Source organism: Rhodococcus sp. IEGM 1305 (genome assembly GCF_030058635.1).
Classification (GTDB): domain Bacteria; phylum Actinomycetota; class Actinomycetes; order Mycobacteriales; family Mycobacteriaceae; genus Rhodococcus_F; species Rhodococcus_F opacus_D.
Map to the genome: position 1 here is coordinate 1 of NZ_JASHKX010000029.1, position 23,169 is coordinate 23,169.

A 23,169-nucleotide genomic window follows, 5' to 3' on the forward strand; every position below is an offset into this window, starting at 1 on the left:
CGCCGCCCACGCGTGACCGGCCCCCCCCCACGGTGCGGGGCTACCCGTCCCGGGGGACGCTTCGCCACTCACGTGTCAGGTGAGGTTCACCGTCGCGAAGATGTCGCCGGTCGGCTGGGTGGAACCGCCGGGCGGTTCCACACTGAATCCAAGTTCCGTGGACTGGTCGATGTCGTTCACGACCGCGGTGGTCGACGGTGACACGTCATCGGCTTCCATGATTCCGGCGGACACCGGCTCGTGTGACGGTCCGAGCAGCCACATCTGATACACCGAACCCGGTGCGGGCGGCGGGACGTCGTTCATCACCAGCACTCCGGCGTCGACGTCCTTGGAGTACACGACGGTGGCCGAACCGCCACCGGCGATCGGTGCGACCGCCGTGCGGACGTCGTCGGCCGCGAGGATCTGAGCGGGCACGGGTTGGCCGTCCTCGCTCTGCAACTGCTGGGCGACGGTGATACCACCCACGGCGAGGACGATCACCGCTGCCGCCGCGCTCAACGCCGCCACGAGGCGCCTGCGCTTGCGCGCACGAACCTCGTCCAGCGCTATCGGTGCGGGCGAAGCGGCGGTGCCGGGCAGCGCATCGAGGATGCGCCCGAGCAGGTGAGCGGGCGGCTCGACCGCGGTGGACGCCGACTGGGCGGCCATCGTCTCGTGCACACCGCGGACGGTGGTGTCGAATTCGAGGCGAACGTCGGGCGGTGCGCTCTGGACCGCGGTGTCGATCTCGCGGCGCTGCTGATCGTCGACGGCGTCGAGGGCGTACACCTGGGCGAGGTCGAGGATTTCGTGCTGGGACTCATCCATCGAACTGCACCCCCAGACATTGCTTGAGCCTGATCAATCCGTCTCGAATTCGTGATTTCACCGTCGGAAGCGCCACGGACAGCCGCTCCGACACCTCTCGGTACGTCAGGCCCCCGTAATAGGCGAGGACCACCGTTCTCTGCTGGACTTCGGTGAGCGTGCCGAGGCAGTCGACGACGTCGCTGGTGTCGCCGCGTCGGGTGACTTCCTCCGACACCGCGTCGAACGGTCCGTACCAACTCGAGGCGCCGTAGGCGGCTTCCCGTTCGGTGCCGGACTGCTCCGACCGCACCCGGTCGACGGCACGGCGATGAGCGAGGGTGATCAGCCACGACAGCGGCGACCCCTGCTTCGGATCGAATTTGTCCGCGTTGTTCCAGACCTGCAGGTACACCTCTTGGGTGGTTTCCTCGCTGTATCCGGGATCGCGCAGGACCCGCAGCACCATGCCGTACACCCGCGCGCTGGTGCGTTCGTAGAAGTCGCTGAAGGCATCCCGCTCGCCCTGCGCGATACGCGCCAGCAACGCCGTCAGCGTCACGTTCTCCGTGTCCCTGTCGACACCGGTCATCGGCCCATTCCGTTCATCGATCCACAGCCTAATAGCAGGTTGCGGCCGGTGTGACCACGATGGGATCCGAGGGGATGCGAGCGATGCCGGCATGGCACTCACCGCTTCGGCGGCAAGGGGAGGAAATAGCTGGTGCGCTGCTGGTATTCGGGGTAGCCGGGACGCTGCGACATCGTCTTCTCGAGCAGTCGCGCGCCGGTCGCGAACACCAGGAAGTACGTCATGACCACGGGAGACAGCACGGTGACGGCGCCGGGCCACACGCTGGCCGCGATGAGCCAGAGTCCCCACCACACGCAGGAGTCGCCGAAGTAGTTCGGGTGCCGCGTCCACGCCCACAGGCCGACGTCCATGATCACGCCCTTGTTGGACGGGTCCGCCTTGAACACCTTCAACTGGTGGTCGCCGACCGCTTCGAACACGACACCGACCACCCACAGGAGGACTCCGAGCACCGCGACGACCGCGCCGAGGCCGGATGCGGGACCGAGTACGGCCGATACCTGCAGCGGCAGCGAGACGAACCACTGCGCGAGTCCCTGGGTGAGAAAGATCTTCCTGACGACGACCCAGGGCGAGTCGCCGCCCGCCCGGTCGAGCATCTCCACGTAGCGCGGGTCCTCGCCCTTGCCCGCGGACTTGGCGTACATGTGCCAGGTCAGTCGCAGACCCCACACCGCGACGAGCACCACCACCAGCCAGCGGCGCAGTGCGTCGCCGTCGCCGACGACGGCGGCCACGAGCGCTACCAGGACGAAACCGAGGCCCCAGGACACATCGACGACGTTGTAGCGTCCGATCCGCCGCCCGACGAGGAACGTCGCGGCCTGGAGGACGGCGAGCACGAGAACGCTCGCCGCGGTGACGGCGCCGAAGTCCGACCAGTCGATCCCGTTCATCGGAGCACGCCGGATCCCGCGGAGTCGACCCGCACGGCAGGCATCATCGACCGACCCGCCGCGGTCGGCTTCACGGCCAGGATCTGATCGACACCCATGCGGCCCTGCTCGAAGCTCATCGCGCCGCCGACGAGGTACAGCCGCCACACCCGGGCCATCTCGAGCCCGACCATCTCGACGACGTCGTCCCAGCGGGACTCGAACTTCTCCAGCCAGGCGTCGACGGTCCAGACGTAATGCTCACGGAGACCGTGCACGTCGCGCACCTCGAGCCCGGCTCGTTCGAGGTACGCGACGCTCTCACCGACGGGACGCATGGTCATGTCGGGAGCTATGAACGACTCGATGAACGGGCCGCCGCCGGGATGGCGTCCGGTGCGCGACATCTGCTGGATCAGCACCCGCGCACCGGGCTTCGCGTTGTCGTGGAGGGCCTGCGCGTACCGGGCGTAGTTCTTCTCGCCCACGTGCTCACCCATTTCGAGGGACGCGACGGCGTCGAACGGGCCGTCGGGGACCTCGCGGTAATCCTGCAGACGGATCTCGACGCGGTCCTGCAAACCGCGCTCGGCGATCCGCTTGTCGATGAACACTTTCTGCTCACGGGAGATGGTGACACCGACGACGTGTGCGCCGTATTCGGCCGCGGCGTGGAGGCTCAGCGATCCCCAGCCGCATCCGATGTCGAGCAGTCGCATGCCGGTTTCGAGTCCGATCTTGCGGCACACCAGGTCGAGCTTGTCCCGCTGGGCGTCCTCGAGTCCGTAGTCCGAATCCTGCGGCGTTCCCGGCGCATTCCGGGTGAAATAGGCGCACGAGTAGGCCATCTGCGGGTCCAGGATCAGCGCGTAGAAATCGTTGGACAGGTCGTAGTGGTGACTGATCGCGGCGCGGTCGCGCAGCATGCTGTGCAGCCGTCCGCGGATGTTCGCCTGTGCGGCGGGTGCGGGAAGCGGCCCGCCCGTGACACCCAGCTTCGCGGCGACGCGCAACACCTTCGCGACCGTCCACGGGCTCGGCCGGACTCCGCTGAGACCTCGCTCGCGCGCCACCGCCCACACATGTGCCAGGGCCTCGCCCAGGTCGCCCTCGACGTCGATCTCACCCGTCACGTAGGCCTGTGCGGCCCCGAGTTCCCCGGGGCTCCACAGCAATCGGCGCAGGGCGTCGGGACTGCGCAGCACCACCTTCGGCGCCGTCACCGGGCCGGCGGTACTGCCGTCCCACGCGGTCAGATGAACGGGCAATTCCCCGCGGACGAGCGGACGCAACGCCTTGTCGAGTTCGGCGGCAACGGTCACGGTCATGCTCCCGTCTTGTCGAGGACGAACTGCTGGACGTCGATGTAGCCGGAGCGGAACCCGGCCTCGGAGTAGCAGAGGTAGAAATGCCACATGCGACGGAACGTCTCGTCGAATCCGAGTTCCTCCGCCTGCGCGCTGTGCGCGGCGAACCGGTCCTTCCACAGCCGGAGCGTCTCCGCGTAGTGCTGTCCCATGCTCAGTCGCTCCCGCACCCGTAGCGCGGTGTGTTCGGCGGTGACGGATTCGATCGCCTCGGTCGACGGGAGGAAACCGCCCGGGAAGATGTACTTGTGCACCCAGGTGTAGGTGTTGCGGGTCTGGAGCATCCGATCGTGCGGCATGGTGATCGCCTGCAGCGCCACCCTTCCGCCCGGAGCGAGGAGTTTGTCGAGCACCCGGAAGTAGGTGGCCCAGTACTGATGTCCGACAGCCTCGATCATCTCGACCGACACGATGGCGTCGTACTCGCCGTCGACGTTGCGGTAGTCGAGCAGGTCGATCTGCACGGTGTCCGAGTGGCCGGCCTCGGCGACGCGCAGGCGGGCCAGGCTCTGCTGTTCGCTGGACAGCGTCACCGAACGCACCACGGCGCCGCGTTCCGCCGCCCGGATGCACAGTTCTCCCCAGCCCGTCCCGACCTCGAGCAGCCTGGTGCCCGCACCGACGCCGGCCTCGTCGAGCAGCCGATCGATCTTGCGGCGCTGCGCGTCCGCGAAATCCTCCCACTTCGGGGTGATCTGTGGGACGGGTGCCCGCAGGACCGTCACGTCCCGTACCTGCCCCACCCGGGTCGGCGTCGACGCGAACAGTGCGCTCGAGTACGTCAGCGTCTCGTCGAGGAACGTCTCGAACATCTCGTTGGACAGGTCGTAGTGCCGGGAGATGTTGGAGCGGGTGTTCTGCTCGGTGTTGCGTTCCTGGGCGGGGTGTTTGGCGACATAGAGTGCGCGCAACCGTTGCAGCGGGCGGGGAACGAGGGTCGCCATCCGTGAGGCGAACACGCTCAGCACCGCGGCGAGATCCGGCGACGTCCAGTCGCCGGCCATGTACGACTCGCCGAAACCGATGAGGCCGCTCGTCCCGACCCGCCGGGCGAACGCATCCGGGTTGCGGATGATCATGCGCGGCAGGATCTCCTGTTCCCGGCGCGCCCCAACCAGGGTGCCGTCGGGGTACTCGATGCGGACGTCGAGGTCGGCGGCCGCGCGGCGGAACAGGCGGTCGGCAATCTTCGCCGACAGCGAGGCACGCAGACCGGTCGGCACGTCGGCCAGGCCGGGCCAGATCCGGTTGTCGATCCGCGGATCCTCGACGGTGAACGCGAGGTCGGCGGTACTGACGGCAGGCGATGCGTCCATGTCCGTGTCCTTGTTCCTTCTCACTGAACTGTCTCCTTCTGCCGGCCGTCGGGCCGAGCCGCGACGGGGAGTCCGCGGGCCCACAAAGTGATCCCCTGGATGCGAATGCGAACCGACACCACGAGAGGTGCCAGGGGAGTGCGTAGTTGGGTCCTCAGGACCGTGCGGTGGGTGGCGGGCTGCCGCGTTCCCCGCACCGTCGCGGTGAACGGGGCGTGCCCGTCCCGGTGGAGTACCACGTTCAGCGAGAGCGTGTCGCCGGGCTCGGGGAACCACATCTCGTAACGGCCGCTCACGTCGTTGAACGGGGAGACGTAGAACTGCTTGTCCACCTCGGCACGGTCGCGGCTGTCGGGTCGGATCAGGTAGCTGTGCCGCTGACCATAGGTGTTGTGTACCTCGGCGATCACACAGCGGAGGCTGCCGTCGACGTCGTGGCACCAGTACACGCTGAGCGGGTTGAACACGTACCCGAGCACCCGCGCGTTCAGGAGCGCCGTCACCGTCCCGCCGCCGAGGTCGATTCCGTGGGTGGCGAGGAACGCATCCACCCTGGCGCGCAGCGTGTCCGCGGCGGCACCGGGGACCGGCTCGAAGTGGTCCTCGGCGCGGAAGCGGGCGAACGGGCCGAGCCACCCGGGCAGGTGTGGAAGGTCGTCGACGTCGACGTACCAGCTGTAGCTCGAATACTGGAAACTGTTGCGGACGGGTTCGGTGCGGGCGTGCCGGATCGTCGTCGAGTAGATCGCCGGCGCGGTCATGACACCGTCTCCCGGTCGCGGTGTCGTCCGGCATGTGTATCCCACGAGCCGCCGATCCGTTCGGCGGCGCGCAGGCCCGAGAGTGCCCCGTCCTCGTGGAACCCCCAGCCATGGTAGGCGCCCGCGAAAGCAAATGTGCCGGAGCCGAGTTCGCTCAGCCGCGACTGTGCCGCCACGGATTCGGGGGTGTAGACGGGGTGCTCGTACGTCATCTCGGCGACGACCGTCGACGGGTCGACGAGGTGCTTCCCGCCGAGCGTGACGAGGAACCGCCGGTCGTGCACGGTGTTCAGGCGCATCAGCCGGGTCATGTCGTAGGTGACGATGACGCCCGTCGCGTCCGTGCTGTCGGCGGGAGTCAGGTAGTTCCACGAGGCCCGGGCGTTCTCCGCGCGGGGGAGCAGCGACTCGTCGGTGTGCAGCTGGGCGTGATTCACCGAGTACGGCATGTCGCCGAGGATCTCGATCTCGAGGTCCGAGGCGTCGCCGAGCAGGGCGAGTGCCTGACGGGGGTGAACGGCCACCACCACGGCGTCGAAGTACCGGACGTCGCCGCTGCCGTCGACGACGCACGCGCCGCCGTCCTGGGTGCGTTCCACCCGCTGCACGGGGGTGCCGAGAAGTATCTCGTCGAGGTGCGCCGCCACCTTCTCGACGTAGCGAGCCGAGCCGCCCGTCACGGTGCGCCACGTGGGTGATCCGAAGACGGTGAGCATTCCGTGGTGCTCGAGAAAAGTGAACAGGTAGCGGGCGGGGTAGTGCGCCGCTGCCGTGGGATCGCACGACCACACCGCCGCGACGAGCGGAGTCATGAAATTCTCGACGAAGTACGGGCTGAAACCGTTGCGGCTCAGGAACTCGCCCAGCGGTTCCTGCCCGCCGGCCTCGTCGACCGGGGTGTCGAGCACGGCACGGGAACAACGGTGGAACCGGAGGACCTCGCCGAGCATCCGCCAATACCGCGGCCGGGCCAGGGTGCGGGCGGTGGGGAACAGCCCGCGGATCCCCTTCGCGCCTGCGTATTCGAGCCCGCTCGCATCGGATCGGATCGACATCGACATGTCCGAATCCTGGGTGGTCACGTCGAGTTCGGCGAACAGGCGCAGCAGCGTGGGGTAGGTGCGGTCGTTGTGCACGATGAAGCCCGTGTCGACGTCCACTTCTGCGCCCGAGTCGAGCGTCAGATGGTGGGTGTGGGCGTGGCCGCCGAGACGGGCGTCGGCCTCGTAGAGGGTGACGCGGTCGTGGCGGGACAGAACGTAGGCGGCGGTCAACCCTGCGACGCCGCTGCCGATCACCGCGACGTTCCTGCGTTCGAGCTTCTCCGAATCATGCATGGCGACCTGCTTTCCGGTCAGTCGGTGCGGCGACGACACCTTCCGCGGCGAAGGCGTCGAGAACGAAATCGGCGGTGATGCGATGCCACCAGCGCGGACGGGCGAGCATGAAATGTCCGGCTCCCGTCAGGGGAATCCACGAGGCGTTCACCCCACGAGCCAGCGCCTGCTCGGTCTGGACCCGGGAAGCTGTGGGATCCGTCCAGCGGTCGGCGGTTCCGTGCGCGACCATCAGGCTGCGGTCGGCGGGCACCAGTTCGCCGTCGGACGCGGGCCACCAGGGTGCGAGCGCGGCGATCGCCCGGACGTTGTCGAGGGCGGCGAGGTGGGCGGCGACGCGGCCGCCCATCGAATGCCCGACGACGGCGACGGGGACGTCCCCGAACCGCAGCCGGGCCCGTTCGACGGCTTGCCGGGCGTCGTGCACCGGGCTGGCCTCGGGGGCGTTCCATCCGCGGACCCGGTACTGCAACCGCTCCACGACGATTCCGTGCCGCCCGAGCCTCGACCTCAGAGACCAGGCCATCCAGGTCATGCGCAGATTCGACAGATGCCAGCACCGCGAGGGTGCCTGACTGCGTGGTTTGCCGCCGGGCAGTACGAGCACGTACGCCGGGGCGGTGGGTGAGCCTTTCTCCATAACCGTTATTCGGAGCTGACTTTGCGTCGGATGGGCGGACCCGCACCCGCTCACGTGAGTGGCGAAGCGTGCTCGAGCACACCGTGGCACTCACGTGGGAGCACGCAAGAGCCCGGCGGCATCGGTGTGGGACCGATGCCGCCGGGCACGGAGAACTCTGAGACGAGCGTGCTTACTGGGGCATCAGGACGGTGTCGACCAGGTACACCGTGGCGTTGGCGGTCTGGACGCCACCGCAGATGACGCCGGCGTCGTTGACCTTCAGGTCGTCGCCCGAACCGGTGACAGTGACCGTGCCACCCTCGACGGTCGTGTGCTGGCCGTCGATGTCACTCGGCGCGATCTGGCCGGGGACCACGTGGTAGGTCAGGACCTTGGTGAGCAGCGCCGGGTCGGTCTTGAGGGTCTCGATCGTGGCCGGGTCGACCTTCGCGAACGCGGCATCCACCGGCGCGAACACCGTGAACTGTCCGCTGTTCAGCGTGTCCACCAGGTTGACCTGCGGGTTGAGCTGACCGGATATGGCGGCGGTGAGGGTGGTGAGCAGCGGGTTGTTGGACGCGGCGGTCGCGACCGGATCCTGCGCCATGCCGCTGACCGAACCGGCACCGTCGGGCACCGTCTTCGCGTACTCGGCGCAGCCCGGACCGACCAGGTTGGCGGCGGGATCGGCCATCGCGGACGAGGTCATCGAACCGGACGACATCGACTCGGACGTCATCGCCTCCGAGGCGGAGCCGCTGCTCGACGAGTCGCTGTCGTCCGACGAACACGCTGCGCCCAGCAGGACGAGGGACGTGCTCGCTGCGACTGCCAGAACTCGTGTGCTGATGTTCATGGGTTATTGCCTCTCTCCGGTGTGGGTGCGGATGAGCACCATCGACAGGCATTCGGAGCGGTCTCCGGAACGGATGGGTCGAAGGTTGTCCCGGATCGACCCATCCGATCCGGAAGTGGCGTCGAATGTCCCGAGAGAGGGTGCTGCACAGGCACTCCGTTCAGGTTGCCCGTTTCGTCGACGCATGATCGTGAAAGGACCCGAGATGACACTCTCGAAGGCTCGTGGATTCGCCGCAGGACTGCTGGCCGCCGCTGCGGCCGTGGTGCTGGCGGCGAGCCCGGCGCAGGCTCAGCCCGGTGCGCTCGCACCAGTCCCGTCCCTCGACGTGCCGCGGTACCTCGGCACGTGGTATCAGTTGGCCGCTGTGCCACAGCCCTTCAACCTGGACTGCGCGCGGGACACCAGGGCGACGTACGGACTCGTGGACTCGTCGAACGTCAGCGTCGCCAACTCGTGCACCACCTGGGCGGGAGGGACGAACGGAATCAACGGCAATGCGCGTGTCAACGACCCGGTCACCAATGCGCAACTCCACGTGAGTTTCCCGGACGTGCCGTTCCAGAGTTCACCGGACGGTCCCACCAACTATGTGGTCACCTACATCGCCGACGACTACTCGTGGGCGCTCGTCGGTGACCCGGCACGGGCTTCGGGTTTCGTCCTCTCCCGCAACCCGGCGGTCGACGACGTGGGATGGAAGCAGATCCGGCAGGTGGTGGAATCGCGTGGCTACAACTCGTGCCTGCTGCTGACGTCCCCGACCACCGGTGGCCGAGAGGCTATTCAGCCGCTCTGCACGGTCTGACGGGCAGCGGAGCCGGTGATGTTCTCCATCATGCCTTTGAAGATGATTCCGTGGAACGGCATGATGGAGTACCAGTACAGCCTTCCGGCGAGGCCTTTCGGGAAGAAGATGGCCCGCTGATCGAGTCGGGACCGGTCGGAATCCACACTGTGGACGCGCCATTCGAGCCACGCCCCGCCCGGTGCCCGCATCTCGGCGCGCAGTCGTAGCAGGGACCCCCGGTCGATGCGTTCGACCCGCCAGAAGTCCAGGGGGTCGCCGGTGTTGAGCTGCTTCGGGTTCCGGCGTCCGCGGGTGAGACCGACACCGCCGACCACGCGGTCGAGCCAGCCGCGCACCGACCACGCGAGGGGGAACGAGTACCAGCCGTTCTCACCGCCGATGCTCTCCACGACGCTCCACAGCGTTCCGGCGTCCGCGTCGCAGTCCTTGGTGCGTTCGTCGGTGTAGACGACCTCACCGGCCCAATCCGGGTCGGACGGCAACGGATCGGACGGGGCGCCGACCGGGGACGCACTGGCCCAGGTCGTCTCCACCTCGCCGTTGTCGATGCGCCGCAACGCCAGTCGCACGGCGTTCCGGTACGTGGTCAGGCCTGCCTTCGGCGGTGGGATGACGTCGTCGATGTCGTGCTCGGAGGCGACGGCGTCGTTCTGCAGGGATTCGATCAGGGCCCGCCCGAGCGAGCGGGGGATCGGGGTGACCAGGCCGATCCACAGACCGGCGAGCTTCGGGGTCAGCACCGGAAGGACGAGGATGCGACGCTGACGGAGACCGGCGACCTCGGCGTATGTCTGCATCATCTCGCCGTAGCGGATGACGTCGGGGCCGCCGATGTCGAAGGTGCGGCTGCGCGGCAACGGTGCCTCCGCTGCGGCGACGAGGTAGTGCAGCACGTCGCGGACCGCGATCGGCTGGATCTTGTTGTTCACCCACCGCGGGGTGGTCATCACGGGGAGCCGGTTGGTGAGGTGGCGGATCATCTCGAACGACGCAGAACCGGAGCCGATGACGACCCCGGCCTGCAGAACCATTGTGGGAACACCGGAGTCGACGAGAATCTGCCCCACCTGTGTGCGGGAGTGCAGGTGCGGAGAGAGGTCCACCGAGTCGGGATGAAGCCCGCCGAGGTAGACGATCCGGCCGACACCGGACGTGCGGGCAGCCTCGGCCACGTTCTCCGCGCTGACGCGTTCGGCCTCCTCGAACTCGTCCGAACCACCCATCGAATGCACGAGGTAGTAGACGACGTCCACGTCCGTGAAAGCGGCAGAAAGGGATTCGGGATCGCTCAGGTCGCCGCGGGCGATCTCGACGTCGGACGCCCACGGGACGTCGGTCAGTTTCTCGGGTGAACGCACCAGCACCCGCACCCGATAGCCGGCTTGCGAGAGCCGGGGAGCGAGGCGTCCGCCGATGTATCCGGTGGCACCGGTGACCAGTACACGTAACTGCGTCATTCCCACACGCTACTCGTCGTTGTCACCGCCTCGCCCGCCATCGCGGCTAAGGTCGGGTCATGGGCATCGTGCATTCGAGTGTGGTCGAGGCCTCGCGGGACGAGTTGTTCGCCTGGCACACGAGGGCCGGGGCGTTCACCCGGCTCTCACCGCCGTGGCAGCCACTGAGTCTCGCGAAGGAATCCGAGTCTCTGAAATCGGGTCGTGCAGAATTGCGCCTACCCGGCGGACTGACGTGGATCGCGCAGCACGACGCCAAGGAGTACGACCCCCCGCACCGGTTCGTCGACTATTCGGCCGCGCTGCCGCTGCGCCTGCTGGTGCCGTGGCGGCACACGCACACGTTCGACGTCGTGTCCGAGGGCCGGACCCGGGTCACCGACCGGGTCGACACCATCGTGCCCGGCCACTTCCTCCGCTCGACGTTCGTCTACCGGCACCGCCAGCTCGCCGACGACATGGACCGGCACCACTGGGCGTCCACACTCCTGCCCGGCCCCCTCACCATCGCCGTGACGGGGAGCTCCGGTCTGGTCGGCTCCGCCCTCACTGCGTTCCTGAGCACCGGCGGGCACCGAGTGATCCGGCTCGTGCGCCGCGCGCCCAGCACACCCGACGAGCGGCGCTGGAACCCGGACGCTCCTGCCGCGGACCTGCTCGACGGAGTCGACGCCGTGATCCACCTCGCCGGCGCGTCCATCGCGGGACGGTTCACCGACGGTCACCGCCGGGCGATCAGGGACAGTCGCATCGAGCCCACCCGTCGGCTGGCGGAAGTGGCGGCAGCGTCCGGGCAGGGACCGAAGATCTTCGTCGGTGCGTCGGCGATCGGGTACTACGGCCCCGACCGCGGCGACGAGGTGCTGCACGAGCAGGACCCGCGGGGCGACGGCTTCCTCGCCGACGTCGTGGCGGACTGGGAGGACGCGGCGAAGCCTGCCGCCGACGCCGGACTGCGGGTGGTGCACGTCCGCACCGGGATCGTCCAGTCGCCGAGCGGTGGCGTGCTGCGCCTGCAACGGCCGCTGTTCGAGGTCGGACTCGGAGGTCGTCTCGGTGCCGGAACGCAGTGGCTGTCGTGGATCGACATCGACGATCTGATCGGCGTCTACCATCGCGCCGTCGTCGATTCGGGATTGAGCGGTCCGGTCAACGCGGTGGCGCCGAATCCGGTTCGCAACGAGGAGTACACCGCAGTCCTGGCGTCGGTACTGCACCGTCCGGCCTTCCTCCCGGTCCCCGATTTCGGGCCGAAGCTCCTGCTCGGAGAGCAGGGTGCGCGCGAACTCGCCCTCGCCGATCAGCGCGTCGCCCCGGGCAAGCTCCTCGACCGCGGTCACCGGTTCCGGCGCCCCGACCTCGACACGGCGCTGCGCCACCAGCTCGGGCGGTTCAAGGCCGACGAGGGGTGACGCAGCGCAACCGCGTGGATCAGGTGTGCGCCAGTACCTGCCGGCTCTCCACTCGGGCCTTGGTGGAGATCCGGGCCGCCGCCGCGGCGAGAACGCAGATACCCGCAACTGCCGAGGCGGCAAGGACCCAGTTGTCGTCGCCGCCGATCAGGGCGTAGCAGATCGTGGGTGCGAAGCCGGTGAGCAGGAAGCTCAATTGGGTTGACACAGCGACACCGGTGTAACGGACGTTCGGCGTGAACATCTCGGCGAAGAACGACGGCCACAGGGCATTGGGAGCCGAGTACACGACGCCCTTGAGTCCCACCGTCGCGATGACGATGAGTACCGTACTGCCGGTGGAGATCGCGCCGAGGAACGCGAAGACCCCCACGGCACACAGCAGACAGCCGCTGACGTACACCACTTTCCGGCCGATCCGGTCCGCGATGAATCCGAACAGCGGATGGAAGAACAGCGCGACCACTTGGCTGGCGGCGATCGCCGTGAGCATCGTGGACCGATCGACACCGTGTTCCTGTGTCGCGTACGACAGGCCGAAGACGATCACGATCGTCGAGATGACCGTATTGAAGGCCGCGACGAAGACGATCACGGTCGCGCGCAGCTGAGTGCGGAGGAGCGTGGTCACGGGGAATTCCGATACAGCATCCTCCTTTTCGGCTTCGACGAACTCGGGGGACTCGTCCACCCCGCGCCGCACCAGGAGGGTGATGAACACCATGACGAAGCTGAGGAGGAACGGGATACGCCATCCCCAGGTGAGAAGCTGCTCCTCGGGCAACGCTCCCACGGGGATGAAGATCAAGGTCGCCAGGATCGAACCGGTGGCGGCGCCGTTGAGGAGCCAACTCGTGTAGAAGCCGCGACTCTTCTCGGGGGAGTGCTCCATGGTGAGCAGGCTGGCCCCGACCTGCTCGCCGCCGGCAGAAATTCCCTGCAGGAGCCTGCATACGACGAGGAGGGCGGGCGCTGCGGCGCCGATGGTCGCATGGGTGGGCAGCAGCCCGATGGCGAAGGTCGACGCGCCCATGAGGAGCAATGTGAAGAGGAGGACGTTCTTGCGGCCGATCCGATCGCCGGCGTGCCCGAAGAGCAGGGCCCCGAGCGGTCGCGCGATGTAGGCGGCCCCGAATGTGGCGAGCGATGCCAGTGTGCCGGCAGCGGAATCACTGTTGGGAAAGAAGATCTTGCCGAAGACCAGGGCCGCGGCCGTGCCGTAGACGAAGAAGTCGTAGTACTCGACGACGCTGCCGAGGAAACTTCCGAGTGCTGCCCTGCGGGCCATCTTCTTGCTGGGCTGAGGAGTCGGATCGTCGGGGTGGGGGCGTTCGGGTGAGGGCATGTGGAGTGTGTTCCTTTGGCTTGTTACCCGGTGAAGGCGAGGCAGGGGTGGTGTGGGTACTGAGGCGAGCGCGTCACGGCGCCGCCGCGAGTTGGGCGCCGCCGCACACGTGCAGCACTTCGCCGGTGATGAACGTGGCCCTGTCGGACGTGAGGAACTCGACGGCGTCGACGATGTCGTCGGCTGTCGCGAGACGGCCGAGAGGCGACATCCTGGTGTGTCTGTCGACGAACAGCGCGAATTCGTCGTCTGTGCGCCCACCCTGGGTGAAGGGCGTGACAACCATGCTGGGCGCGACGGCGTTGGTGGTGACACCGAGGGGACCGAGCTCGACTGCCAGGGAGCGGGTGAGGCCGACGACTCCGGCCTTGGAGGTGACATAGGCGGTGGGTCCGCCGCTCAGCCAGGTTCGTGAGGTGATGTTGACGACCCGTCCCGACCCGGTGCGAGACCAGATCGGAACGGCACTCCGGCACAGCGACATCGGACCGCGAAGGTTCACTGCCATCGCCGTGTCCCATTCGGCGTCGTCGACGTTCGCGAGCCGTGCGCGCGGGTTGATCGCCGCATTGTTCACGAGGCGGTCCAACCGCCCGAAATCTTCGTCGATTCGCTTGACGGCGAGGCGGATCGATTCCTCGTCGGCGATGTCTACGACCCATCCGAGAACCTGTGCGCCGGTCTCGTCCGACAGCGTCCGGGCAACGGCCCGCACGGCATCCGCGTTGTTGTCGAGGAGGATCACGGTGTCACCGCCCTGCGCGAATCGGCGGCTGATCGCCGAGCCGAGGGCCCCTGCGCCTCCGGTCACAACTGAAACCGGGGTGTTGTGGTATTCGTTCATGATCGTCCTGTCGAGATGTGATGTGTGGATCAGAGTGGCTGGGGGACTGGAGTTTCGAAGTCGGCATGTTGCCGCAGGAACTGCGCGTTGAAGCGCAGTCGTTCGTGGACGGGCCGGGAATCGCTGAAGTCTTCGACGGACACCCACCCGCGGTAGCCGGCTTCGGTGAGGAGGCGGAGAACCCGGGGGATGTCGGCGACGCCGTCGTCCATCGGCGACCACCGGTGGGTCCATACCCCGCCGCCTGCCGGCCTGACGTAGTGAGCGTTCTTGACGTGGACGTGGGAGAGGTGGTCGCCGAGAATCTGCAGGGCCATGCGATGGTCTTCGTACCCTTCCACCACGAGATTTCCGACGTCGTAGATCACTCCTACTCGATCGGGCGGCAAGTGGCCGACGAGTTGATGCGCGAGCGAGACACTGGGGCAGATCGAGCGTTGGTGGATCTCGAGGAGCGCCCGGACCCCGTAGTGCCCGGCCAGGGTAGACACGTGGTCGAAGAACTTCCGCGCTTCCGCGAACAGTCGGTGAAACCCGCGGTCATCCATCCACGGGGCGCGCAACCGGATGCTCGGCACCGAATTCGCTCGCGCGAACCGCATCATCTCCTGGACCCCCGCAACGTCGCCGGAGTCGATGTACGGGCTGAGCGCGACGACCTCCAAGTCCGCAGCACGTGTCCGCGTGCAGATGTCCGCGACGGACCGGCTGTCGGGAGCGACGGTACAGCGATTGTTGGTGAGGAAATGCGGGTGGCCGGAAGAACCGATGTCACTCGCGACGCGCCATTCGATGCCTGCGTAGCCCGCCGCTGCCGCCGCATCGATCGCTTCGGGCGGAACCAGGGAAGGTAGGCAAGCTGAGTAGACCCCGAGCTTCATCGGTCTCCTTGAGTGTGAGCGGCATCTGAGGGTGACTCGCCCTCGGCTTCGTTCCATTAGAGACCGCCCTCACAGGGATTGTCCAAGCCCTGTTGAGCACACCAGCTATACGCAGTAGGCATAGCCGGTGTCGTATCCTGGTCGAACGCCTGCAGTGGAGGAAACCGACCGTGGAGTTTCGCCATCTTCATTACTTCTTGGCTATAGCCGAAGAAGGATCGTTCAACCGCGCTGCGGAGCGGTTGCGGATTTCTCAACCGTCCCTCAGCCGGCAGGTGCAGGCGCTGGAGAGGGAACTCGGCCAGGCGTTGTTCGACAGAACGGCACGTGGCGCCACTCCGACCGTCGCGGGCGAGGCACTCCTCCAGCACGCACGACAACTGCTGGCGCTCGAGGCTGCAACCCAGGAAGTGGTGTCCGGCGCGACCGAGATCCGGGAAGTCGTCACGATCGGCGTCCCACCGGGTACGTCCAGCGAATGGCTCGTGAGCATGGTCGGCCGCCTCGACGACGAGGTGCCCGGATGCGCGCTACAACTCGTCGAGGCGAACAGCACGAACCAACTGCGGATGCTCCGGGAAGGGCGACTCGACCTGTGCATGGTGCACCAATCACCGCCCAGTGATTGCTCGTCGTGGAAACTCCGCGAAGAGCCGTTTGGGCTCGCCGTTCGCCCCGGCCACACCCTGGCGTCTGCAGAATCCTGCTCGCTGCGGGATCTCGATGGGCTCCGGGTGCTCGTCCATTCCCGCGACCAGGTTCCCACGCAGCAGGACGGGTTGATCGGCGCGGCGGTGGAGGCCGGTATCCGGCCGTACTGGCAGTTCGCGCAGTTCGTCGAGCACGCGCTCGCCGGTGCGGCTGCCGCGAAGGCGGACGCTGTGCTGGTGAGCCGGTACACGGCGGAGAAACAGATGCCGGGGTGGCCCTGGCGACCGCTGACCGAGCTGCCGCTGGCAATGACGACGTGGCTGGTGTGTCAGCGGCACACGAGGGCGGTGGTCGGCGACGTGACGACAGCCATCATGTCCTGAAATGCAGGCCCGCCGCGGCGTCGTACGCCGCCACGACCCGCTTCGGGGCGGTGAGACGCCACGCCTCCTCGACGAGTTCGGCCAGTTCTTCGGCGTCGACTCGGTCGAGGACGACGTCGATCCAGCCCCACCGCCCGAAGAACGGTGCGACCAGGAAGACGTCGGGATCCTCCTGCAGCAGGGCCGCCTGCGTTTCCTTCGTCGCTTTGAGGCAGACGGTGGGGGCGCCGTAACCGACGAGACCGAACATCTTCTTGCGGACGCGGAACGTCGGCTGGTCGCCCCAGTTGGCGATCACCACCTCGTGCGCCTCCGGCAACGCCAGCATCATCGCGCGCACGTCGTGTTCGGTGGGCATCACAGCTCCTGGGCAGCGGGTCGGTGGTCCGGGACCTTTATATCCCGGATCACCGACAGCCCGGACCGTGGTGGGCGCGGAGACGCGATGGTCCGAGGCAGGCGGGCACTCCGTCGTCGAATCGTAGAGTGACTCCCGAACACGTAGGCGCTGTGAACAGGAGTGAACCCATGACCAGTGAAGAACCCGGGAAGCGGAGTCCGGCCGTCGAGGCGGGGCTGACGGTGCGGCGTGAGGTGATGGGCCCCGACTTCGTCGAGCGGGCACTCACTCGCACGGCGGGGACCGACAGCGAACAGCTGCAGGAGTTCGTCACCGAGCACGTCTGGGACGCCGTGTGGAACCGGCCGGGGCTGGACCGGCGCAGCCGCAGCCTCCTCAACCTCGGCATGCTCATCGCGCTGCGTGCGCACGGTGAACTGAAGGGCCACGTGCGGGGTGCACTGCGAAACGGTCTGACCCGCACCGAGATCGTCGAGGCGGTGATCCACGCGAGCGCCTACTGCGGCGCCCCCGCCGGGTTGTCGGCGATGGCGGTGGTGCAGGAGGCGCTCGACGCGGAACTGGGACCGCTGGAAACCGAAGACTGACGCCGCGGTAAGCGAATCAGCCCGTGACGCCGGTGATCTCGTTCGGGGTCTCCGGCAGGTCGGCCTGCCCGGATACGGTCCAGGTGTCGAGGTCGATCGCGTGGATCTTCTTGTTCGCGGGGTCGGTCACGTAGGCGGTGTGGTCCTGCACGTACAGCGCGGGCCGCGGCGACTGCCACTTGTCCGGCTCCGTCCACGGATCGAGGACGTCGACGGTGCGGCTGACCGCCTTGCTGTTCGGGTCGATCACGTGCACGGCGCCGTCGGTGCCGAGGACGAGGGCCTCACCGTGCGGGGCTCGACCGAGCGAGCGGAACGTGTAGCTGGTGCCCAGGTCGACGAGGGTGAGTTGTCCGGTGGCGGTGTCGGTGAGCGAGACCCGTTCGGGGCGTTCGAGTTCGGCGTCGGGATCGGTCTTGTAGTCGCCCAGGATCATCGGTGAATCCTCGTCGCCGGCCTGGTTTCCGATGCGCCCGTAGGGGTCCGGGCTGGTGACCTTGGTGATGACGCCGCCCCGGTAGATCAGCAGGCCGTTCTGGCATCCCACGACCACCGTCTCGCCGGCGGCGACGGCCTCACCGTGCACACCGGGGCAGTCCTCGTTGCGCGCGATCTCCTTGCGGTCGCGGTCGAGTACGACGATGCCGGTGCGCTCGTCCTCGTTGCCGACGGTGGTGAGCAGGCTGCCGTCGGAGAGTTCCACGGCCACTCCGTGATGCGCCTCCGGCGTCGTGAACTCGGTGGTGTCGGGTGTGCCTTCGGAGAGTCCGGCCGGATCGAACACGCGCACCAGTCCGGTGCCGTCGTCGAACAACACGGTCTTGCCGTCGTGCCGGACCACGTGTCCGGGCGTCTTCGCCTCGAACGCGACGTCGGTGAGGGCGGGTTCGGCGGTGTCGAGGGCGGTGAAACTGTTTCCGGTGCTGACCAGCACGTGCCGGTCGTCGCCTGCGGGGTTGAGCCGGGTGAATCCGTCCACCTCGGCCGAACCGACCACGTCGAGGCTCTGCGCGTCGAGAACCAGCACGCCGCCGTCGTAGCTCAGTGCCAGCCGCGGTGTGGCCGAGTCGGTGGTGGTCGCTTCGGCCGTGCCGGAGTCGGTGGAGCAGGACGTGAGCAGTGTTGCCGAGAGTGCCACGGCGGCAACGGCGGTGGGGAGAGGTCTACGCGTAAGGGTCACCCAGGAGAATTAACTCTTATTGCAAACGGTTGTCAAAGTCGGAAGTGTGCATGTGTGAATGCATCGCTATTTCAACCCCTCCGCGATCGCCAGGGAGTTCGAATCCAGCATCTCGATGTACGTGCCCGCGCCCGAGCCGTTTTCGCCCAGTGATTCCGTGAACAGCGAGACGACGTCGACGGGAACACCGGCCTCCGAGGCCAAGACCTGCGCGAGCCGATCGGGCTGGGAGGAGTCGACGAAGATCGCGGGAACCCGCGACGCGGTGATCGTCGCGGCGAGGTCCGAGAGGTCCGACGCGCTGGGCGACGCCAGGGTGGTCCCGCTGGGAATCACCGCCCCCACGGTGTCGAAGCCGAAACGTTCGGCCAGATAACCGAAGACGTGATGATTGGTCACCAGCTTTCGCCGGTCTGCGGGGACGGCCGCGAATCTGTCCGTCATCCGGGCGGTGAGTTCTTCGAGTTGCCGGGCGTAGCTGTCCGAGTTCTGGCGGACGGCCCCCGCGTCGATCTCCGGCACGTGGTCGATCACCGCGTCGCGGATCAGTGCAACGGCCTCGCGTACCCGGTCCGGATCGGTCCAGATGTGCGGATCCGGGGTGCCCGTGGACTTTCCGGAACGGTACTCGATCGGCCGCACGGCCTCACCGACCTGCAGGATCGGAACTCCCTCGGAGTGTGCGGTGTCGACGGTCTTGCCGATTCCCTCCTCGAGTCCGAGACCGTTCGACACGAGGAGGTCGGCGCGCTCCACCCGCGCGGCGTCCGACGCGGAGATCTCGAACGAATGGGGATCGGCGCCTCTCGGCATCAGCACCATCACGTCGGCCTCGTCGCCGACGACGTTCTGCACCACATCACCCAGAATGTTCGTGGTCACGACCACGACCGGTCCGTCGGAGGCGCCCGGGGAACACGCCGTCACGGACAGCGCCGCGAGTGCGGCCAGCAGGGTCAGCGGCAGCAGGCGCCGCATCCCGGTCACAGCCCCACCACGCCGAGGGTGGACGCGGCGACACCGACGTCGAGAGTCCGCGCCACCCGCGCATCGTCCCGGAAGTCGATCTCGGTCACCGTCTTCGATGCGGGATCCGAGACGTATGCGCGGGTGCCGCCGACGACGACGGCAGGCAGGGGCGCGGACCCGTCGCTCCCGTCGTAGGGGGCGGCCAGCACGTGCGAGGACGCGGTCTCCGCGCCGGTCGTCGTGTCGTACACGCGGAAGGTGCCGTCCGCGAGGACCGCGAACACGGAGCGACCGTCGCCCGCCAGTGCGACGCTCAGCGCGCGATCCGGCGTCCGGACGTGCGTCCACCCGCGGGTGCGGGCATCGAAGACCAGCACCCCGTCGTTGGTGGCAGCGGGTCCGGCGGCGGCGACGTGGATCGGCAGGCCGTCGTGTCCGCGGAACGACGTGGGTCGGGTGGCGGCGCCGATGCCTGCCGGGTACGGAACCTTCTCCGACGTCCACGCCCCGGCCGCGGTGGTCGCGAGGAACAGTCCGTCGTCGCACGCGGCCAGCACGTTCGTGTCGGACACCGCCGTGCCGTGCATGTTCGGGCAGGCGGTGTCGAAGCTCTGCCGGACCTCCCCGTCCGCGGTGTGGACCTCGAACGTGCCGGGGCGGGAATCGCTTCCGTCCGGGGCCGAGTGCGACACCACAAAACCGTCAGCGATCGGCAGGGCGACGCCGTGGTGCGGTGCGTCGGCGTCCACGACGGCCCCGACGTCGATGCTGTCCTTGCGGAGGGCGGCGAAATCGATCACGCGGGCGAGTCCGTCGCCGTCGAAGAACGTCGCCACCTTGTCGTCGCCTTCGATCACGTGCCCCGGCTTGCCACCCTCGAGGGCGCCGAGTTCGACCGGCGGTTTGGTGTACGAGTGGGTGTGGTCACCGTGGTCGATGGTCCAGGAACCGGCGTCCACAACATGCACCGCGCCACCGTCGCCGTCCACGGCGAACGCGTAGCGGTCCTTCACCGTCGTCACCCGCGCCGGATTGTCGAACTCGAACGAATGGAGTCTCTCTGCCGAAGCGAGGTCGAGCACGTCCACCCGGCCGGAGTCGGCGTCCGACACGACGAGCCGGGGTTCGGGCCCGTCGACCTCGGTGGATCCGGCCTCGGCGGCAAGGTCGCTACCCGGTTGACTCCGGCCGTCGGGGGACGCGGCCTCCTCCTGTGGAGATGCGCAGGCTCCGAGGGCCAGCGCGGCGACCGCGGCAATTGCTGCGCGGGCGAGGGTGGTGTTCGGCATTCATGGTCTCCATCTATCGAACGGGTATCGGGGTGGGCCGAAGGGCAGGCCGAAGTCGTCGCGCCGCCGACCGGGCCAGGGCCGCGACGAAGAACTGGAGCACGGCGATTCCGGCGATCGTCGCGCCCGCAGCGGTGTCGGCATTCCACGACACGATCAGCCCGGCGAACGTGGCGGACCAGCCGAGGAGCACGGCAATCGTCATCGTCGCGCCGATCGACCTGCCGAACAGTGCTGCGGTGGCGGACGGGGCGACGAGGAGACCGAACACGAGCAGGGTGCCGGCGATGCGGAACGACGCGACCACCGCGAGGACCACCAGAGCGAGCAGTGCGAGGTGCGCCCACCGCGGCTGCAGGCCCAGGGTGTGGGCCTTGCGTTCGTCGAAGACGAGGGCGACGAACGGGCGGTACGCGATCACCGAGACGATCCCGGCGACCGCGGCCGCCGCCGCGAGCCAGATCAGATCTCCTCGTGTCGCCGACAGGACGTCACCGAACAGGAAGGCTGTGAGATCGACCGCGAACGACCTTGCACGCGAGACGATCACGACACCCAGCGCGAGCATGCCGACGAACAACAGGCCGATCCCGGTGTCCTCGGACAGTCGCGAGTTCTTCGACACCCAGGCGACGCCGAGGATCATGACGACCGCACTCGCGGCCGCGCCGACGAGGAGATTCACGCCGGCGAGATAGGCGACGGCCACGCCGGGCAGCATGCCGTGCGAGATGGCCTCGCTCATGAAGGCCATGCCGCGCAACACGACCCACGTGCCCACCAGCCCGCAGAGCACGGACACCAGCATTCCCGCGAAGAGCGCACGCCGGACGAAGGACACCATCAGGGGGTCGAGTAGCCACTGCACTCTGCTAATCTAACGATAATGATTGTCGTAAGCGAAATTGAGGTTCGGTACGGCCCGACCCCGGCGTTGAACGGTGTGAGCGCCCGGCTCGCGCCGGGTACCGTCACGGCCGTCGTGGGGCACAACGGTTCGGGGAAGTCGACGCTCCTGCAGTGCCTGGCCGGCATCGCGCGACCGACGGCGGGACGGATCGACGGCACGAAGGGGTTGGGCACGGCATATGTGCCGCAACGCAATGCGGTGAGCGATCAGCTACCGCTGACCGTGCGCGAGGTGGCGGCCATGGGAGCCTGGCGCCGGCGTGGCTTGTGGCGACGGCTCACTCCCGGCGACCGGGAGGCCGTCGACGAGGCGCTGGGCAGGCTCGGTCTCGCAGACCTCGGCCGGCGGCGGATCGGCACACTGTCGGGCGGCCAGCGTCAACGTGCCCTGCTCGCGCAGGCGCTCGTGCAACGCGGCGACCTGTTACTCCTCGACGAGCCGACCACCGGTCTCGACGCGGAAGCCCGCGCGGTGATCGGCGACGTCGTCGGCGAAGAGGCCGCGCGCGGTGCGACCGTCGTCGTGGCCACACACGAATCCTGCGACGCGGAACGCGCCGACCAGGTGCTGACCCTGTCGTCGGGGGTGCAGCTCACCCCACTTCGACGATGACCAGTTTGTTGCCGTCCGGGTCACGGAAGTAGAACATGGGCGGCACGTAGTCGCCCATCCGCAGCACCTCCGCGTCCACGTCGACGCCGTTCGCCGACAGGGTCGCATGGTCGGCGTCGGCGTCCGAGGTGGTCAGTCGGATGCCCGTCTCGACGCCCGCGGGGACGCCGTCGCGTGCGGGCACGAGCGCGATCGACGTCGCCGATCCCGGTGGCGCCACCTCCACCCACCGCTGTCCGGGGCTGAACTCCGCATCCATGCGGCGTTCGAAACCGAGTGCGCCCACATAGAATTCGAGCGCCCTATCCTGATCGGTCACGGGGACCGCAACGGTGTGCACCCCGTTGATGTGGGTCTTGCCGTCCGCGCTCATGCCGTCCACCTTCTCGTCGGCAGGCATCACGCCTGCGCGAACGCCTTCTCGAGTTCGGCGACGTCGAGTTTGCGCATCTGCAGCATGGCCTGCATGGCGCGCTGCGCCTTCTCGGTGTCCGGGTCGCGCATGAGTTCGTACAGCCGCTCGGGCACCACTTGCCAGGAGACGCCGAAACGGTCCTTGACCCAACCGCATTGGCTCTCCTCACCGCCGTCGCCGGTGAGGGCGTCCCAGTACCGGTCCACTTCCGCCTGATCCTTGCACAGGATCTCGAAGGAGATGGCCTCGTCGAACGTGAACTGCGGGCCCCCGTTGAGCGCGATGAACGGCTGCCCGTTGATCTCGAAGGACACTGTCAACACCGCCCCCTCCGGACCGGGAGTGTTCGGACCGTAGTGGGTGACCTCCGTGATCCGCGAATTCGGAAACAGCGACGTGTAGAACTTCGCGGCCTCTTCGCCTTGGGTGTCGAACCAGAGGCAGGGGGTGATGGGTTTCATGGCGCAGTTCCTCTCGCAGGTCCTCGTCGATTCATCCTCGCCGATATAGACCGCGCCCACGCCCGAAACTCATCGGACGG

The 23,169-nt window shown here is 67.8% G+C and carries 25 protein-coding genes; 5 read left to right on the plus strand and 20 right to left on the minus strand.

The features are described from left to right. Window positions 1-75: 75 nt before the first annotated feature. The 9 genes from QM693_RS28105 to QM693_RS28145 form a co-directional block, all read right to left on the minus strand. Complete coding sequence (locus QM693_RS28105; protein WP_283333678.1) at window positions 76-813, minus strand: anti-sigma factor; 738 nt, start codon at window positions 811-813, stop codon at window positions 76-78. Next, complete coding sequence (locus QM693_RS28110) at window positions 806-1,384, minus strand: sigma-70 family RNA polymerase sigma factor (protein ID WP_011595276.1); 579 nt, start codon at window positions 1,382-1,384, stop codon at window positions 806-808. Before QM693_RS28110 ends, QM693_RS28105 begins: the two co-directional genes overlap by 8 nt. A 98-nt stretch (window positions 1,385-1,482) precedes the next feature. Then, entirely contained in the window at window positions 1,483-2,283 is an 801-nt protein-coding gene (locus tag QM693_RS28115) for a DUF1295 domain-containing protein (protein WP_283353946.1), read from the minus strand. Next, the gene (locus tag QM693_RS28120) at window positions 2,280-3,590 is read right to left on the minus strand and encodes a class I SAM-dependent methyltransferase (RefSeq protein WP_283353947.1); all 1,311 of its coding nucleotides are present in this window, start codon (window positions 3,588-3,590) and stop codon (window positions 2,280-2,282) included. Before QM693_RS28120 ends, QM693_RS28115 begins: the two co-directional genes overlap by 4 nt. Continuing rightward, window positions 3,587-4,969 carry a class I SAM-dependent methyltransferase gene (locus tag QM693_RS28125; RefSeq protein WP_283353948.1) on the minus strand — a complete coding sequence of 461 codons (1,383 nt, stop codon included), beginning with the start codon at window positions 4,967-4,969 and terminating at the stop codon, window positions 3,587-3,589. Before QM693_RS28125 ends, QM693_RS28120 begins: the two co-directional genes overlap by 4 nt. Next, window positions 4,966-5,706: a DUF1365 domain-containing protein gene (locus tag QM693_RS28130; protein ID WP_283353949.1), complete on the minus strand. Its 741-nt coding sequence runs from the start codon at window positions 5,704-5,706 to the stop codon at window positions 4,966-4,968. Before QM693_RS28130 ends, QM693_RS28125 begins: the two co-directional genes overlap by 4 nt. After that, the gene (locus QM693_RS28135; protein ID WP_283353950.1) at window positions 5,703-7,043 is read right to left on the minus strand and encodes an NAD(P)/FAD-dependent oxidoreductase; all 1,341 of its coding nucleotides are present in this window, start codon (window positions 7,041-7,043) and stop codon (window positions 5,703-5,705) included. The genes QM693_RS28130 and QM693_RS28135 overlap by 4 nt, the downstream gene beginning before the upstream one ends. After that, window positions 7,036-7,683, minus strand: a complete 648-nt coding sequence (locus QM693_RS28140) for an alpha/beta fold hydrolase (RefSeq protein WP_283353951.1) — start codon at window positions 7,681-7,683, stop codon at window positions 7,036-7,038. The genes QM693_RS28135 and QM693_RS28140 overlap by 8 nt, the downstream gene beginning before the upstream one ends. 172 nt (window positions 7,684-7,855) lie before the next feature. Then, complete coding sequence (locus QM693_RS28145; RefSeq protein WP_283333684.1) at window positions 7,856-8,521, minus strand: fasciclin domain-containing protein; 666 nt, start codon at window positions 8,519-8,521, stop codon at window positions 7,856-7,858. Between the two features lie 205 nt (window positions 8,522-8,726). On the opposite strand from QM693_RS28145, the gene QM693_RS28150 reads away from it, so the two are divergent. Next, a complete protein-coding gene (locus QM693_RS28150; protein ID WP_283353952.1) occupies window positions 8,727-9,329 on the plus strand; it encodes a lipocalin family protein in 603 nt (200 codons plus the stop codon). Here the strand turns inward: QM693_RS28150 and QM693_RS28155 are convergent. Beyond that, window positions 9,308-10,789, minus strand: coding sequence for an SDR family oxidoreductase (locus QM693_RS28155; protein WP_283353953.1), 1,482 nt, complete (start codon window positions 10,787-10,789; stop codon window positions 9,308-9,310). The genes QM693_RS28150 and QM693_RS28155 overlap by 22 nt on opposite strands. Window positions 10,790-10,848: 59 nt before the next feature. Here QM693_RS28155 and QM693_RS28160 point away from each other — a divergent pair, with 59 nt between their 5' ends. Then, window positions 10,849-12,201, plus strand: coding sequence for a TIGR01777 family oxidoreductase (locus QM693_RS28160; protein ID WP_283353954.1), 1,353 nt, complete (start codon window positions 10,849-10,851; stop codon window positions 12,199-12,201). A gap of 19 nt (window positions 12,202-12,220) precedes the next feature. On the opposite strand, the gene QM693_RS28165 is transcribed toward QM693_RS28160, so the two are convergent. The 3 genes from QM693_RS28165 to QM693_RS28175 form a co-directional block, all read right to left on the minus strand. Continuing rightward, window positions 12,221-13,546 (minus strand): MFS transporter, encoded by a 1,326-nt coding sequence (locus tag QM693_RS28165; RefSeq protein WP_283353955.1) that lies wholly within the window; start codon window positions 13,544-13,546, stop codon window positions 12,221-12,223. Window positions 13,547-13,619: 73 nt separating this feature from the next. Next, window positions 13,620-14,390, minus strand: coding sequence for an SDR family NAD(P)-dependent oxidoreductase (locus QM693_RS28170; RefSeq protein WP_283333689.1), 771 nt, complete (start codon window positions 14,388-14,390; stop codon window positions 13,620-13,622). 29 nt (window positions 14,391-14,419) lie between these two features. Beyond that, the gene (locus tag QM693_RS28175) at window positions 14,420-15,271 is read right to left on the minus strand and encodes a sugar phosphate isomerase/epimerase family protein (protein WP_283353957.1); all 852 of its coding nucleotides are present in this window, start codon (window positions 15,269-15,271) and stop codon (window positions 14,420-14,422) included. A gap of 170 nt (window positions 15,272-15,441) precedes the next feature. Between QM693_RS28175 and QM693_RS28180 the strand changes: the two genes are divergently transcribed. Then, on the plus strand, window positions 15,442-16,305 hold the full coding sequence (locus QM693_RS28180) for a LysR family transcriptional regulator (protein WP_283333691.1): 864 nt from the start codon (window positions 15,442-15,444) through the stop codon (window positions 16,303-16,305). Here the strand turns inward: QM693_RS28180 and QM693_RS28185 are convergent. Continuing rightward, the gene (locus tag QM693_RS28185; protein ID WP_283353958.1) at window positions 16,295-16,663 is read right to left on the minus strand and encodes an MmcQ/YjbR family DNA-binding protein; all 369 of its coding nucleotides are present in this window, start codon (window positions 16,661-16,663) and stop codon (window positions 16,295-16,297) included. The genes QM693_RS28180 and QM693_RS28185 overlap by 11 nt on opposite strands. Window positions 16,664-16,833: 170 nt before the next feature. Between QM693_RS28185 and QM693_RS28190 the strand changes: the two genes are divergently transcribed. Then, complete coding sequence (locus QM693_RS28190) at window positions 16,834-17,253, plus strand: carboxymuconolactone decarboxylase family protein (protein WP_283333693.1); 420 nt, start codon at window positions 16,834-16,836, stop codon at window positions 17,251-17,253. A gap of 16 nt (window positions 17,254-17,269) precedes the next feature. On the opposite strand, the gene aztD is transcribed toward QM693_RS28190, so the two are convergent. The 4 genes from aztD to aztB form a co-directional block, all read right to left on the minus strand. Next, a complete protein-coding gene (aztD, locus tag QM693_RS28195; RefSeq protein ID WP_283353959.1) occupies window positions 17,270-18,433 on the minus strand; it encodes a zinc metallochaperone AztD in 1,164 nt (387 codons plus the stop codon). Window positions 18,434-18,499: 66 nt separating this feature from the next. Continuing rightward, window positions 18,500-19,411, minus strand: coding sequence for a zinc ABC transporter substrate-binding protein AztC (gene aztC / locus QM693_RS28200; protein WP_283353997.1), 912 nt, complete (start codon window positions 19,409-19,411; stop codon window positions 18,500-18,502). 5 nt (window positions 19,412-19,416) lie between these two features. Continuing rightward, on the minus strand, window positions 19,417-20,691 hold the full coding sequence (locus tag QM693_RS28205; protein ID WP_283353960.1) for an ABC transporter: 1,275 nt from the start codon (window positions 20,689-20,691) through the stop codon (window positions 19,417-19,419). Between the two features lie 13 nt (window positions 20,692-20,704). Continuing rightward, window positions 20,705-21,559, minus strand: a complete 855-nt coding sequence (gene aztB, locus QM693_RS28210; protein WP_283353961.1) for a zinc ABC transporter permease AztB — start codon at window positions 21,557-21,559, stop codon at window positions 20,705-20,707. Between the two features lie 18 nt (window positions 21,560-21,577). Here aztB and aztA point away from each other — a divergent pair, with 18 nt between their 5' ends. Beyond that, window positions 21,578-22,213 carry a zinc ABC transporter ATP-binding protein AztA gene (gene aztA, locus QM693_RS28215; RefSeq protein WP_283353962.1) on the plus strand — a complete coding sequence of 212 codons (636 nt, stop codon included), beginning with the start codon at window positions 21,578-21,580 and terminating at the stop codon, window positions 22,211-22,213. Here aztA and QM693_RS28220 read toward each other — a convergent pair. Then, a complete protein-coding gene (locus tag QM693_RS28220; RefSeq protein ID WP_283353998.1) occupies window positions 22,194-22,586 on the minus strand; it encodes a VOC family protein in 393 nt (130 codons plus the stop codon). The two genes, aztA and QM693_RS28220, sit on opposite strands and share 20 nt — an antisense overlap. 26 nt (window positions 22,587-22,612) lie before the next feature. After that, a complete protein-coding gene (locus QM693_RS28225; RefSeq protein WP_283353963.1) occupies window positions 22,613-23,089 on the minus strand; it encodes a VOC family protein in 477 nt (158 codons plus the stop codon). Window positions 23,090-23,169: the final 80 nt, after the last annotated feature.

What these genes read in the sequence shown, in the direction of transcription:
- QM693_RS28105 (WP_283333678.1), bottom strand. Translation starts at nt 813, where the DNA reads ATGGATGAGTCCCAGCACGAAATCCTCGACCTCGCCCAGGTGTACGCC.
- QM693_RS28110 (WP_011595276.1), bottom strand. Translation starts at nt 1,384, where the DNA reads ATGACCGGTGTCGACAGGGACACGGAGAACGTGACGCTGACGGCGTTG.
- QM693_RS28115 (WP_283353946.1), bottom strand. Translation starts at nt 2,283, where the DNA reads ATGAACGGGATCGACTGGTCGGACTTCGGCGCCGTCACCGCGGCGAGC.
- QM693_RS28120 (WP_283353947.1), bottom strand. Translation starts at nt 3,590, where the DNA reads ATGACCGTGACCGTTGCCGCCGAACTCGACAAGGCGTTGCGTCCGCTC.
- QM693_RS28130 (WP_283353949.1), bottom strand. Translation starts at nt 5,706, where the DNA reads ATGACCGCGCCGGCGATCTACTCGACGACGATCCGGCACGCCCGCACC.
- QM693_RS28135 (WP_283353950.1), bottom strand. Translation starts at nt 7,043, where the DNA reads ATGCATGATTCGGAGAAGCTCGAACGCAGGAACGTCGCGGTGATCGGC.
- QM693_RS28140 (WP_283353951.1), bottom strand. Translation starts at nt 7,683, where the DNA reads ATGGAGAAAGGCTCACCCACCGCCCCGGCGTACGTGCTCGTACTGCCC.
- QM693_RS28145 (WP_283333684.1), bottom strand. Translation starts at nt 8,521, where the DNA reads ATGAACATCAGCACACGAGTTCTGGCAGTCGCAGCGAGCACGTCCCTC.
- QM693_RS28150 (WP_283353952.1), top strand. Translation starts at nt 8,727, where the DNA reads ATGACACTCTCGAAGGCTCGTGGATTCGCCGCAGGACTGCTGGCCGCC.
- QM693_RS28155 (WP_283353953.1), bottom strand. Translation starts at nt 10,789, where the DNA reads ATGACGCAGTTACGTGTACTGGTCACCGGTGCCACCGGATACATCGGC.
- QM693_RS28160 (WP_283353954.1), top strand. Translation starts at nt 10,849, where the DNA reads ATGGGCATCGTGCATTCGAGTGTGGTCGAGGCCTCGCGGGACGAGTTG.
- QM693_RS28165 (WP_283353955.1), bottom strand. Translation starts at nt 13,546, where the DNA reads ATGCCCTCACCCGAACGCCCCCACCCCGACGATCCGACTCCTCAGCCC.
- QM693_RS28170 (WP_283333689.1), bottom strand. Translation starts at nt 14,390, where the DNA reads ATGAACGAATACCACAACACCCCGGTTTCAGTTGTGACCGGAGGCGCA.
- QM693_RS28175 (WP_283353957.1), bottom strand. Translation starts at nt 15,271, where the DNA reads ATGAAGCTCGGGGTCTACTCAGCTTGCCTACCTTCCCTGGTTCCGCCC.
- QM693_RS28185 (WP_283353958.1), bottom strand. Translation starts at nt 16,663, where the DNA reads ATGCCCACCGAACACGACGTGCGCGCGATGATGCTGGCGTTGCCGGAG.
- QM693_RS28190 (WP_283333693.1), top strand. Translation starts at nt 16,834, where the DNA reads ATGACCAGTGAAGAACCCGGGAAGCGGAGTCCGGCCGTCGAGGCGGGG.
- aztC (WP_283353997.1), bottom strand. Translation starts at nt 19,411, where the DNA reads ATGCGGCGCCTGCTGCCGCTGACCCTGCTGGCCGCACTCGCGGCGCTG.
- QM693_RS28205 (WP_283353960.1), bottom strand. Translation starts at nt 20,691, where the DNA reads ATGCCGAACACCACCCTCGCCCGCGCAGCAATTGCCGCGGTCGCCGCG.
- aztA (WP_283353962.1), top strand. Translation starts at nt 21,578, where the DNA reads ATGATTGTCGTAAGCGAAATTGAGGTTCGGTACGGCCCGACCCCGGCG.
- QM693_RS28220 (WP_283353998.1), bottom strand. Translation starts at nt 22,586, where the DNA reads ATGAGCGCGGACGGCAAGACCCACATCAACGGGGTGCACACCGTTGCG.
- QM693_RS28225 (WP_283353963.1), bottom strand. Translation starts at nt 23,089, where the DNA reads ATGAAACCCATCACCCCCTGCCTCTGGTTCGACACCCAAGGCGAAGAG.